The sequence below is a fragment of the Shewanella kaireitica genome, assembly GCF_023284045.1.
In the GTDB taxonomy this organism is placed as follows: Bacteria; Pseudomonadota; Gammaproteobacteria; order Enterobacterales; family Shewanellaceae; genus Shewanella; species Shewanella kaireitica.
Genome location: NZ_JAKIKQ010000004.1, coordinates 13,241 through 25,894, shown reverse-complemented (window position 1 = coordinate 25,894; position 12,654 = coordinate 13,241). Strand labels below are relative to the sequence as shown.

The 12,654-nt window shown below is 44.8% G+C and carries 9 protein-coding genes; 6 read left to right on the top strand and 3 right to left on the bottom strand.

Features of this window, described 5'->3' with window-relative positions; all coding sequences use genetic code 11:
• Positions 1–26 precede the first annotated feature (26 nt).
• Both L2730_RS07300 and L2730_RS07295 read right to left on the bottom strand, forming a co-directional pair.
• Complete coding sequence (locus tag L2730_RS07300; protein ID WP_248973997.1) at positions 27–3,149, bottom strand: efflux RND transporter permease subunit; 3,123 nt, start codon at positions 3,147–3,149, stop codon at positions 27–29.
• A gap of 9 nt (positions 3,150–3,158) precedes the next feature.
• The gene (locus tag L2730_RS07295) at positions 3,159–4,319 is read right to left on the bottom strand and encodes an efflux RND transporter periplasmic adaptor subunit (protein ID WP_248973996.1); all 1,161 of its coding nucleotides are present in this window, start codon (positions 4,317–4,319) and stop codon (positions 3,159–3,161) included.
• Positions 4,320–4,870: 551 nt separating this feature from the next.
• On the opposite strand from L2730_RS07295, the gene L2730_RS07290 reads away from it, so the two are divergent.
• From L2730_RS07290 to L2730_RS07280, 3 genes are all read left to right on the top strand, one after another.
• On the top strand, positions 4,871–5,233 hold the full coding sequence (locus L2730_RS07290; protein WP_020911466.1) for a hypothetical protein: 363 nt from the start codon (positions 4,871–4,873) through the stop codon (positions 5,231–5,233).
• A 409-nt stretch (positions 5,234–5,642) separates the two neighbouring features.
• Positions 5,643–6,944: an NAD(P)/FAD-dependent oxidoreductase gene (locus tag L2730_RS07285; RefSeq protein ID WP_248973995.1), complete on the top strand. Its 1,302-nt coding sequence runs from the start codon at positions 5,643–5,645 to the stop codon at positions 6,942–6,944.
• A gap of 570 nt (positions 6,945–7,514) precedes the next feature.
• Positions 7,515–7,733: a hypothetical protein gene (locus tag L2730_RS07280; RefSeq protein WP_248973994.1), complete on the top strand. Its 219-nt coding sequence runs from the start codon at positions 7,515–7,517 to the stop codon at positions 7,731–7,733.
• A gap of 12 nt (positions 7,734–7,745) precedes the next feature.
• Here the strand turns inward: L2730_RS07280 and L2730_RS07275 are convergent, their stop codons facing one another.
• The gene (locus L2730_RS07275) at positions 7,746–8,114 is read right to left on the bottom strand and encodes an acyl-CoA thioesterase (protein WP_220735885.1); all 369 of its coding nucleotides are present in this window, start codon (positions 8,112–8,114) and stop codon (positions 7,746–7,748) included.
• A gap of 291 nt (positions 8,115–8,405) precedes the next feature.
• Here L2730_RS07275 and L2730_RS07270 point away from each other — a divergent pair, with 291 nt between their 5' ends.
• From L2730_RS07270 to L2730_RS07260, 3 genes are all read left to right on the top strand, one after another.
• Positions 8,406–9,911, top strand: coding sequence for an alkaline phosphatase (locus tag L2730_RS07270; protein WP_248973993.1), 1,506 nt, complete (start codon positions 8,406–8,408; stop codon positions 9,909–9,911).
• A 77-nt stretch (positions 9,912–9,988) separates the two neighbouring features.
• The gene (locus L2730_RS07265; RefSeq protein WP_248973992.1) at positions 9,989–11,623 is read left to right on the top strand and encodes an alkaline phosphatase family protein; all 1,635 of its coding nucleotides are present in this window, start codon (positions 9,989–9,991) and stop codon (positions 11,621–11,623) included.
• A gap of 185 nt (positions 11,624–11,808) precedes the next feature.
• Positions 11,809–12,579: a hypothetical protein gene (locus tag L2730_RS07260; protein ID WP_248973991.1), complete on the top strand. Its 771-nt coding sequence runs from the start codon at positions 11,809–11,811 to the stop codon at positions 12,577–12,579.
• Positions 12,580–12,654: the final 75 nt, after the last annotated feature.

Sequence of the window (12,654 nt, the reverse complement as noted above, 5' to 3'; positions counted from 1 at the left end):
TCTTATTTAACTTGCGACGCTAGCGCTTAGCTCTCTACTTTAGCCTCGCCTTTAAACTTTTCGCGCAGTGTTTGCATCATCACGTAGAATACCGGTACTAACAGTGTTCCTACTATTGTTGCTGCTAACATGCCGCCAAATACCGAGTACCCCAATGCACGGCGACTACCCGCACCAGCACCAGTGGCTATGACCAAAGGTAATACCCCGAGTAAGAATGAGAAAGCCGTCATCAATACCGCACGGAAACGTAATCTTGCTGCCGTTTCTCCTGCATCAAGAATGCTCTTGCCCTCTTCTCTGAGCTGCTTAGCAAACTCTACAATCAAGATAGCATTCTTACAGGCGAGTCCTATCAATAGCACCAAACCAATCTGTGCATACAGATTAAGCTCTGCCCCCACCAGCCAGATATTGAGGAACGCTCCCAGTATCGCAATCGGCACTGCTAACATCACCGCAAACGGAATGGTCCAGCTCTCGTATTGAGCCACCAAGAATAGGTAGGTAAATACCAATGCTAAAGCGAAGATTAATGGCGCTAAGTTACCCGCTTTAATCTCTTGGTAAGTTTGCCCTGTCCACTCATAGCTGTAACCTGTCGGTAAAGTCTCTGCCGCCGCTCGTTCCATCGCACGAATAGCATCACCAGAGCTAAAGCCTGGAGCAGGGAAACCGTTAATCGTGGTTGAACTAAACATGTTGTATGAGTTCATCACATCAGGGCCGAGGATCGGTGTCACTGTCACCAAGGTACTCAGTGGTACCATCTCACCGGTCGAGGATCTTACGTAGAAACGGGCAATATCCATATCGGAGTTACGGAAATCAGCTTCTGCTTGCAAGATAACTCTGAAGACCTTACCAAAGCGGTTGAAGTCATTGACATACATCGAACCTAGCATGGTCTGCATGGTCGTGAAGATCTCGTTTAGCGGTATCCCCAATGCTTTAGCTTTGTCACGGTCAACATCAACAAACATCTGCGGTACATCGGCGCGGAAATTACTAAAGGACATGGCAATTTCTGGCTGCTCATTGGCTTTCATAATAAGCGCACGCATCACTGATGCTAACTCCTGCGGGCTACGCCCCTGGGTGTCTTGCAACACAAATTCAAAGCCACCCACACTACCGACACCAGGAATAGGCGGCAACGAGAATGCCATCGCTTTCACTGACGGATTGGCAGCGTATTTGGCCTGCAACTTTGCCACAATCGCATGTTCTGCCATATCTGGCGACTCACGCTCAGACCAAGTCGACAGCGTCACAATCATCAAACCTCCGTTTGATGCAACTGAGCCAGTTAGGATACTAAAGCCACTGGCATGGATGACATTTTCAACGCCAGGTTCAGCCAAGGTTAGCTCAACTAGATCACGCATCACATCTTCCGTCCGGTTTAATGACGCGCCATCAGGCAGTTGAATATCAACCATAAAGGCTTTTTTATCTTCCATAGGCACAAAACCCGATGGCAAAATTTTAGCAAGTCCGCCGGTTGCTCCCAGTAGGCAAACAAACACCACCAACACTAGCGTTAACTTGCGAGTCAGCACATGGACTAATTTGGTGTATTTGCCAGTAAACACGTTGAAGTGCTTGTTGAATTTGGCATGAAAACCTTGAGTATGCTCTTTAGGTGGTCGCAATACTGAGGCGCATAATGCCGGGCTTAAGGTTAATGCATTAACCGATGAGATTAGCACTGAGATACAGATGGTCACAGAGAACTGCGCATACATCTGCCCGGTGATCCCCGGCATCACAGCTGTAGGTGCAAATACAGCAAGTAATACCAGTGTGGTTGCAATAATCGGCCCGGTAACCTCTTGCATCGCTTTAGAGGTCGCTTCTTTAGGTGATAAACCCTCATCTTGCATTAGACGTGTAACGTTCTCGACCACCACAATGGCATCATCAACCACGATACCAATGGCTAAGATAAGTGCGAATAGCGAGACGGTATTGATGCTCATCCCTGACAGCAGCAAGAAGGCAAAGGTACCAATCAAAGATACTGGAATCGCGATACCTGGGATTAATGTAGAGCGTACATCTTGCAGGAAGATAAACACTACAAAAATCACCAACGCGACGGAGATAAACAGCGTTTGCACCACTTCTTTAATTGAGGTTTCAACAAATTCAGTGGTGTCGTAGAGCACTTCATACTCTAAATCTTTGGGGAAGTTTGCCGACAAAGCTTCCATCTGCGCACGAATACCTTTTGCCACGTCTAGGGCATTGGCATCAGGTGACTGATAGATAGAGATAATCGCAGAAGGTTTGTTATTGAGCTTACCTTGAGCGTCATAGGTTTGTGAGCCAAGCTCAACCCGTGCTACGTCGCCAACAATGATTTTCGAGCCATCGTCATTAGCTCGTACAACAACGTTTGCAAACTCTTTCGGGTTCTTCAAACGGCCTTTTGTTTGCAGGGTATATTGAAATTGCTGATCAGGATCAACCGGTGCAGCACCAATTCGCCCTGCTGCCACTTGAATATTTTGCTCTTGCAGCGCGCCGATAACATCAGTTGCCGTAATCGAAAAGCTGGCCATTTTATCGGGATCAAGCCAGATCCGCATTGCGTAATCTAACGCACCAATAATCTGTACTTTTGACACACCGTTTTGACGTGCTAACGCATCTTTAACGTTGAGTCCGGCATAGTTGGTAATAAATAGTGAGTCAAAGGTTTCGTTAGGAGAAACCAGGTTGACCACCATCAATATGTTCGGGCTTTGCTTTTCAACTTTTACGCCCTGCCTTTTTACCTCTTCAGGTAGTCGCGGCATTGCTTGTTGCACCCGGTTCTGCACTTTGACCTGCGCCATGTCAGGATCAGTGCCCACCTCAAAAGTCACGTTGAGCGAATAACTGCCATCATTGGCGCTCTTTGACTCCATATATAGCATGCCTTCAACGCCGTTCACTTCCGCTTCTAAAGGTTGGGCAATGGTGTCTTTTACAATATCAGCACTCGCACCAGAGTAGCTGGTCGATACACTGACTTGTGGTGGTGCTATTTCTGGAAACTCTGCCACAGACAAGATAGGGATAGAGATAAGCCCAACCAAGGTCAGTACGGTAGAGATCACAAAGGCAAATTTAGGCCTATTGATGAAGAATTGACTAATCATAGCAATCCCCTACTTAGTTTGGTTAGCTTCTTGAAAAGGAACAATTTCTTGCTCCACAGCGTTCACTTCAATACCCGGTCTGATCTTTTGCAGGCCGTCGACCACTATGCGATCGCCGCCTTCAAGACCACTTAGTACTCGCCATTCAATGCCGAAACGCTCACCCAGTTCAACAATACGTTTTTCAACTTGATTTTTATCATTAAGCACCATTACAAAGCGACCTTGCTGGTCCTCTTGTACCGATGCTTGTGGGATCAATAACGCTTGTTCTTTGACTGGCGACTCAATGATTAGTGTCACAAACATGCCCGGTAGCATAAAGTTATCAGCATTTTCGAAGGTTGCTCGAAGCGGCAAAGTACCGGTTGAAGGGTCAACTTTGTTACTAATAAAGTCGATATAACCTGTCTCCTTATGCATTGTGGCATTTGGCAGACGTAAATTAATCACGATATCTTGGATTTTAATATCTCGCGATAGTGCTTTAGAGAAGTTTTGCTGTGCAGTAATTAACGATCTTTCAGCCACTTGGAAGTTAACCCACATTGGCTGTAACTGCACTAAATTGGCCATATCTGATTGTGGACTGATGATGTCACCAGTACTCACTTTCGAGTTACTAATTCGTCCTGAGATTGGCGCATAAATCTTGGTATAGCTAAGTTGTAACTCTGCAGCACTCACCGCGGCTTCAGCTTGCACAACCCCTGCTGCGGTAGTTAGTTTGCGTGAGGTTAACTCATCCATGTCTTGAGCACTAATCATGCCATCAGGTAAAAGACGGCGGCCACGCTCCCAGTTCATCACGGCGACATCGCGAGAAGCTATTGCTTGCTTTAATACCGCTTTTTGCTGAGCAAGTTCTGCCACGTAAGTAGCGGGGTCGATTTCAAACAACAAATCCCCTTGCTTCACATCATCGCCTTCAACGAAAGTACGTTTAAGTAACTGCCCCTGAATTTGCGATTTAATCATCACATCTTCCGACGCCCGTGTTCGACCAACTATCTCACTTTTTGATTGGATCTCTTGCTGATGAGCAGTACTCACAATCACACTCGGTAACATGGGAGCTTGCGGTGCTGGAGCTTCGCCGCAACCGGCAGTAATCACACTAATACACACCATGGCGAGCAGTTTTAATTTAGAAACTGTTGAACAGGCCATTAAAGCCTCCTGAGGGGATTAATAAGAAATTATTTTTATCTTGAAATTATAAGCACATACTCATCATTATATAAACCTTTTTACATGTTTGTTTCATTATACTTACAGGTAACAGCTACAAGGCTCTGTTATGGACTTCTGCTAGGGTCTGAGCCTGTTACAGAATCGTTGAGTTAAATTAACTGATGCTTTATTAGTCAAAGTAGCCCTATGTCGAAGTTGCTGGGGCAAAAGTGAGAGCTAGGGCAAGTTTATTGGCGTCTATGTCATGGTAAAAAATACTCAGAGCAACTAAGTTTTAGCTAGGCTTTCAAGTTAGCAAGCTTGTTAGTTTCAATCATTAGCCAATAGTGTTACAAATGAATTAGCTCTTTTCGTTATTTATCTAACAGCATGACAAAGCAGCTGTTATTAGTGTAGATAACCAAAGTTAAAACTTAATTGTTAACGTTAGACACATACAGTACGCACAGGCCAACATCATTATGTTGACCATTATAAAAAAACAGTGCCCGATACGGCATCCGTTACAGCGAACAGGTAGGTAATTTATGACAGCAATTTCTCACGTTTATAACTATACAGTCCGATGCCCTCATATAAAGGATCCATCTCACCCAACCAGCTGGCTAAACCATATTGAAATTAACCGTTCATGTGAAATCGCTCTAGACAGAATCACTAAATGGCATGGCCATTCAGGCACTCGGCTGTTTGAACACGAGGGTTGTGTTGTCAGAGAAGCGGAGCAAGAGCAAGCTTACTTTTCGATGAAGAATGACCGCCTAAGAGATGACATTCATGTACTGGTAACCTTCAAAGTCTTTATGGACAACAAAACCAAAGACACTTCAGTACAAGAGATCATGGAACATGTCATTGATGATTATAAGTCACGCTTAAGCAAACTTTAGTCATTAGCAGGCATGCTCTACTTTTGGGGCATGCCGCTAACCACCTCTGATGCAAACTACTATCGAGTTCACACTTCTAGACATTCATTTAGCCCCTAGCTCACAGTTCTCTCCCTCGAAAATCAGCAAATTACGTCTACAAAACTCTATGAACAATTAATAAAATCATTATTAATCAATACAATAAAAACTTTAATATCACTTTTAGCCGCAATTCAGCTAGAGAAAGAGCAAATTGCTGCTTTCATTACTCACTGCTACAATAACCTTATACAATGTGTTGTTACTTTTTTATTTTAAGGATAATTTAAGATAAAAGTAAAATAACTAAAACAATAAGTTACAACCACCACCAATTTAAAACTCTATTTTTCGATTATCACTATATTTAATTAAGGATTGTACACTTATGCATGAAATGGCAAATATTGTCATCGTCGGTGGTGGCGCTGGTGGAATGGAGATAGCCACCAAACTGGGTCATAAACTCGGTCGCAAAGGCAAGGCAAGAGTTACACTGATAGATTGTGCTGAGAGCCATGTTTGGAAACCTTTATTGCATGAAGTAGCAACTGGCGCACTTGATATCGGCATTGACGCGATAAGCTATCGCGGTCATGCAGCAGCCCATGGTTACCATTTCCAACAAGGCGCGATGACAGATATCGATAGAGAGACTAAACAGGTTATTCTGGCCCCGATAACTGATGACAATGGTGAAGAGTTATTGCCTGCACGTCGTATTGATTACGATTACCTTGTTATTGCCATTGGTAGTATTGCCAATGACTTTAATATTGATGGTGTACGTGACAACTGCGTTTTTTTAGACAGCACAGAACAAGCAATGGAGATCCGCACCATTTTGCTAAACAAGTTCATGCGCTATGCAAGCCATCACCAACTGGATGAAAAAATTAAGATTGCGGTTGTTGGCGCTGGCGCAACGGGCGTTGAAATGTCAGCAGAGATGCACCACGCCGTTGACCAACTGCGAGGCTTTGGTTACAAGATTGATAGCACTCTACTTGAGATCACCTTAATTGAAGCAGACAAACGTATTCTGCCAAAAGTAGAAAAAGCTGAGATATCAGAATCTGTCGCCAAAGAGTTAACCGCAATCGGGGTTAAGGTGATGACTGAAACTCGGATTAATCGAGTGACCAGTGAGGGTTTACATACTTCTGAAGATGAATTCATTCCATCAGACATGGTGATTTGGTCTACTGGGGTAAAAGCGCCTGACTTTTTAAAAGAGATTGGTGGACTAGAGAGTAACCATATCAATCAAGTAATGGTGCAGCAGAATATGCAAACCACTCGCGACCCGGCTATTTTTGCTATTGGCGATTGTGCTGCCTGTCCGCAGGAAGATGGCAGCTGGGTGCCGCCAAGAGGTCAATCCGCTAGACAAATGGCATTGATGACCGCAGACAACATCATGCTGTTACTAAATGGCAAAGCTGCATCAAATAACTACGTCTATAAAGACTTAGGCGCACTGGTTAATCTGTCTAAATTCCACACGGTTGGCAATTTAATGTCATTTATTGGCGGTGGTGTAATGGTAGAGGGCAAAATTGCTCGCTTCGTTTACACCTCACTCTATAGAAGGCACTTAATAGAGCTGCATGGGCCAGTGAAAGGCACCCTCTTGATGTTTGCTAAAGGCATTAGTCGCATCATCCATCCGCACCTAAAACTGCACTAACCCGCTGTGACACACTAGATCCCATTGATAATTGCTGGCATAGTGCCAGCAATTATTTTTTAAGATGGTATTATACCAATCGTAGTAAATAACTGCTTACCCTAGCTTGTTAAAACACTCGATAACGTCGTTAGAAATTTTGATTGTAGAATAATACCAATTGCATTAAAAGTTTGACCATTCAGCGGGAATTCAAAACGCTGTATGCAAGTAGCGGAATTTGAGCTAATAGTTATTCTCGGCTCTGGCATCCTGCTTCGCTCTATCTCCTAAATCCATTTAGTCGTATATCCAAATTCCATAGCGAAGCATACAGCGTTTTGCCAATTTGTTTAACCTCAGCCGCACTACGTGAGCCCCTCAGTCTTCCCACTTCTGCTTTGCATTGGCTTAAAAGGGAATAACCATTTATTTACCAATGCGCTTTGAATTGAAAAGGCTGAGGGGCTCTGAACTGGTCAAATACTTAATGCAATTGGTATAACTACTTATCGAAAATTACCGCCTTGTTCTGAAGCGTTTTTCCTGCGCTATCTCTGAACACTTACTTACTGTGATTGGTATTAAGCTATGAAACTATCAACGCTTGCAATGACGATTATTGCAATTAGCACACTAAGCGCCTGTGCAGAACTCAAAGACGCTGGCCGTCAAATCGGCGCAACCACCAAAGAGGTCACCACCGACATTGGTCACGCAAGTCGTGATGCCACCCGTGCAATAGGTCACGCATCCCGCGATGCAGTTAATTCAGTAAAAAATGACCTTAGCGAAGACGATACGCTATAAATCACCCTCAAATTAAGCCGCATTAGCTCGCATACCATGTGGTACGGGCAACCCTTGCTCATTAACATGAACAAACACCATTTTGTCGATACTGACAATGGGGGCATGGGTGAGCTTATTTCGCACTCTACAAGATACTGTGATTGAGCTTGAACCATAGCTTAATAAAGATAAGCCAAATTCGATCACATCCCCCTGCCTTGCTGGCGTCATAAAGTTCACCTCAGAAATCAACTTAGTCACATGACTTTGGCTCTGCATTTGGCAACCTGCAAAAATAGCGGCCTCTTCATCAATCCAACTCAAAAGCTGACCACCAAATAGTGAATTAGCAGGATTAAGATGTTCTGGCTTTATAAAACGTCGACTGTAAAACTTCATATTTTTTTACCTCAGTAACTGTAACGTAAAGTACCTACAAAGTAGTAGCAATTAACAAGCCAAAAATTAAAACCTTTAATTTCAAAGGCTAAGCAAAGAAGCAACGTCCCCAGAAGTTCGTTTTGCACACAGCTGATACAATAGTGCACCAAAGTAGGTGAAAGGTATTAGCCGTCTACCTAATTAATCAGCAATAAAACTGACACAAAATCATCGCCATATCGTCATGCTTGTGCCCGACAATCACTGCGCCACAAACAAACCTCCTTTAAATAATACAAATTGACGGTGATGATAGTGATTAATATCAAAAAGATAGCGGCAATAGCCTCTTGCAGTCTGGTAACAATCGCAGCCAATGCTGCTGTACTGCCGAGCAATCAAACTGATAGCCAATGGTTTAAAGACAGCGCGAAGTTAGTTAGCGATAAAACCCAACAAACAACAGCTAAAAAAGCTAAAAATGTGATTTTATTTGTCGGTGACGGCATGGGTGTTTCAACCTTAACTGCTGCGCGGATTTTTGAAGGGCAACAGCAAACAGGCAACCAAGGTGGCGAAGAAAACTTTTTAAGTTTTGAGCAGTTTCCAAAAACAGCATTGGTTAAAACCTACAACACTAACCAACAAACTCCAGATTCAGCTGGCACCATGACAGCCATTGTCACTGGTGTTAAATCTAAAGCGGGCGTGTTATCAGTATCAGACAACACCCTGCGTGCGAACTGCCTATCTTCAAAAGGTAACGAGCTTATTACTTTAGTTGATCTGGCTAATGCCAAAGGTTTATCTACAGGGATTGTCAGCACCGCCCGCATCACCCATGCAACGCCAGCCGCTGCTTACGCAACATCTCCTGAGCGCAACTGGGAAGCAGACTCTAATCTTCCAGCAGAAGCAATCGCAAATGAGTGTAAAGACATCGCCTATCAACTAGTCATGCGCGATGAAGCGGATGCTTTAAGTGTGGCACTGGGCGGTGGTCGCCGTAACTTCATTCCAAACGATGTCACCGATGGTGAAAACAAAAGTGGTCGCCGCACTGATGGTGTCGATTTAACGGCTGCTTGGACTGACAACTTAAGCAACTCGGCCTACGTTTGGGATAAAGCCGGTTTTGATGCCATTGATGTGAGCACTACCGATCATCTATTGGGTTTGTTTAACTCCTCTCATATGGAGTATGAGGCTGATAGAGCTGATGATACTGCAGGTGAACCCTCTCTCACCGAGATGACCAGTAAATCGATTGAGCTACTCAATAAGAACGAAGATGGCTATCTGCTTATCGTTGAGTCAGGTCGCATCGATCATGCTCACCATTCAGGCAATGCATACCGCGCCATGATGGACACGGTTGAGCTATCAAATGCAGTAAGAGCCGCGGTTGAAGCAACCGACCCTGATGAAACACTCATAATGGTTACCGCCGATCATAGCCATGTATTTACAATCGCAGGCTACCCTAAGCGCGGCAACCCAATACTTGGTTTAGTGCACAATGTGGGTGGCGACTTGGCTATCGCTCAAGATGGAAAGCCATACACCACAGTAGGTTACACCAATGGCCCTGGCGCCGTAGTTGGCACGCGTGATGATTTAAGCTCTATCGATACCCAAGATAAAGATTTCATGCAGCAATCACTGGTGCCTATGAGCAGTGAAACCCATGCAGGTGAAGATATCACGCTTCATGCAACAGGCCCTGGCTCAGATCTTATCCAAGGTGTTATTGAACAGAACGTTATCTTCCACATCATCAACCAAGCACAAACGCTAGGTGGTACTAAGTATTAATACCTAAAAGGTCATTAATCAATTTCTGCTGACGCATTAAGTATGTCAGCGATAGTACCCAACAATTGGAGTTAAAAATGAACAAGAAATTACTCGTACTTTCGATTGCAGCAATGCTTGGTTTAGCCGCTTGCGGCAGCGATGGTGATAACGGCGCCGATGGTAGCAACGGAAATGATGGCAGCAACGGTGGAAATGGTAGTAACGGCCAAGACTGGACTGCAGCTAACCAGTGGTTTATCGACGGCCAAGCAAGAGTCGCAAAAGCCGATGGTTTAACCGTTGAAAACCAAGCTGGAGCAGCCAAGAATATTATTCTATTTGTAGGCGATGGTATGGGCGTATCAACCGTCACAGCAGCACGCATTTTAGAAGGCCAATTGAAAGGACAAACCGGTGAAGAAAACTCACTATCGTTTGAAACCTTGCCTTACTTAGGCCTAGCCAAGACCTATAATGTTGATGGTCAAACTCCGGATTCTGCCGGCACCATGACCGCTATGGTTACTGGTGTAAAAACTGATGTTGGTGTGCTTTCGCAAGCGGAAGGCGTCAGCCGTGGCAACTGCGCTTCAACCACAGGGCAAAATCTTGTCACCTCGCTTGAACTTGCAGCAATGGCAGGACTGTCAACAGGTGTGGTCTCTACAGCGCGCATCACTCATGCAACCCCAGCAGCAACTTATGCCCACGCTCCTGAGCGCAACTGGGAGAGCGATGCTGATTTACCCGCAGAAGCGGTAACAAATGGCTGTAAGGATATCGCATCACAACTACTCGACTTTGACTTTGGTAACGGGCTCAATGTGGTCATGGGTGGAGGTCGACGCGCGTTTATTCCGAACACAATGACAGATCCCGAAGGAAAATCAGGTAAACGCCTCGATAACCGAAACCTAACTGATGAATGGTTAGCAAAGTACAACAACGCGGCTTATGTGACCGACAGAGACAGCTTTCTAACAATTGATCCAAGCAGCACAGATCACGCCTTAGGGTTATTCAATTCCTCTCACATGGAATATGACTTTGATCGCACTACAACAGGTGTGACAGGTGAACCATCTCTTGCTGAAATGACCGCGAAATCAATTGATATTCTGCAAAAAAATGATAAAGGGTTTGTGCTTATCATTGAAGCGGGTCGTATCGACCACGCCCACCATGCTGGCAATGCAGCCCGCGCTTTACATGACACTATCGCACTGTCTGAGGCGGTACGTATTGCGATGGAGAAAACCTCAGAAAAAGATACGTTACTCTTGGTCACCGCAGACCACAGTCACGTATTTACCATTGCCGGTTACCCTACCCGCGGCAACCCAATTCTAGGACTGGTAAAAGGCAACGGTTCAGATGGTCAACCAGCCATCACCAATGCTACCGACTCTAACGGCTTGCCATACACAACTGTTGGCTACGCTAACGGCTTAGGCTATGCCAGCTTAGCAACAGGTGGCGATGAGCGATACGGCTACGCCGCGGCACCTGGTCGTTTCGATTTGAATTACGTAGACACCCAACATGCAGGCTTCCATCAAGAGGCACTTGTGCCACTAGGCAGCGAAACTCATGCAGGTGAAGATGTTGGCATATTCGCTAGCGGTCCTGGTTCACACCTTGTGCAAGGTACGGTTGAGCAAAACCACATCTTCCATGTAATGAACCACGCAGCAAGCTTAGTCGAAAAGGCTGAAGCGATGCAGCCATAACAAAGCCCTATTTAGCAGAGCATAGGTTGACAGCCACTGACTCATTCAGTCGTCAGTGGCTTATTCACATAGCTAGAATCATCTAAGCTCGGGTACTAGAGGTGCTAGGTTCGAGTATTAGAGACTATAAGCACAAATAAAACACAAAAACTCAAACCAAGATTCCGCCCTTTTAAGGAGTGAGCATGCAGTACCCTTTAGGCTCTATAGCATTACCGACGCGCGCAGCACTACTATTAGCTGGTGGCTTAATCAGTCAACTTTTCAGCTCAGTAGCTTATGCGGTGCAATGCCAATCCATAGGAACCATAATCGATGCATCACATCTCAGTGCGCGCTATGCTGTTAGTAACAGCCATGGCGACAGTCGTGAAGTAACCTTGATACGTAATAAGCAACAGCTTATCTATCAGCACAATCCACAAAGCTTTGAGTTGTGGGATAGCCGCGGAGAATATGTTCGCTATTTTCCTAATGAGCGTCGCTCTGTGAGTTACCGCAAAGGCGATCTCCTCTCGCTTAATATGCACTTCAATTTCGAGCAGTTGAACCACCTTATCTCTCCGGCAAGTATTGAAGGCTTGCAGCAACGACCTACCAGCAAGACAAATCAGCTAGATAGCTGTATCACCCAGCGATACAGTGGAGAGCAATCAGGTCAAAAGCTTGTTGTCAGCTGGATTGATAAACTAGAGTTACCGCACTCTTTTGTCGTTAGTAATGCTAACGGCAGCATGCAGTATCAACTGCTTGAGTTAACATCTTTTTCAAATAATGAGTTTAGCGCGCTGATCTCAGGCTACCAGGATATTGATTTTGCCGATGTCGGCGACAATGAGTCTGATCCCTTTATTGCTAAAATGATCCACCAAGGCTTTATCCAACATGGTAGTAGCGGGTTTTACGACAGCGAAGGCAATAAGCTTTCAGGCGGAGAAAGTGGCCATAAGCATTAGTCTTTCGGGAAACTGCGAGATAATCGACAAACAAAAAGCCCCTAGCTAATAGGGGCTTTTATTTGTCGAGCAACG

Bases quoted from the DNA above. Each gene is read 5' to 3' on its own strand.
- L2730_RS07285 (WP_248973995.1), top strand. From the start codon at position 5,643: ATGCATGAAATGGCAAATATTGTCATCGTCGGTGGTGGCGCTGGTGGA.
- L2730_RS07280 (WP_248973994.1), top strand. From the start codon at position 7,515: ATGAAACTATCAACGCTTGCAATGACGATTATTGCAATTAGCACACTA.
- L2730_RS07300 (WP_248973997.1), bottom strand. From the start codon at position 3,149: ATGATTAGTCAATTCTTCATCAATAGGCCTAAATTTGCCTTTGTGATC.
- L2730_RS07265 (WP_248973992.1), top strand. From the start codon at position 9,989: ATGAACAAGAAATTACTCGTACTTTCGATTGCAGCAATGCTTGGTTTA.
- L2730_RS07290 (WP_020911466.1), top strand. From the start codon at position 4,871: ATGACAGCAATTTCTCACGTTTATAACTATACAGTCCGATGCCCTCAT.
- L2730_RS07295 (WP_248973996.1), bottom strand. From the start codon at position 4,319: ATGGCCTGTTCAACAGTTTCTAAATTAAAACTGCTCGCCATGGTGTGT.
- L2730_RS07275 (WP_220735885.1), bottom strand. From the start codon at position 8,114: ATGAAGTTTTACAGTCGACGTTTTATAAAGCCAGAACATCTTAATCCT.
- L2730_RS07260 (WP_248973991.1), top strand. From the start codon at position 11,809: ATGCAGTACCCTTTAGGCTCTATAGCATTACCGACGCGCGCAGCACTA.
- L2730_RS07270 (WP_248973993.1), top strand. From the start codon at position 8,406: ATGATAGTGATTAATATCAAAAAGATAGCGGCAATAGCCTCTTGCAGT.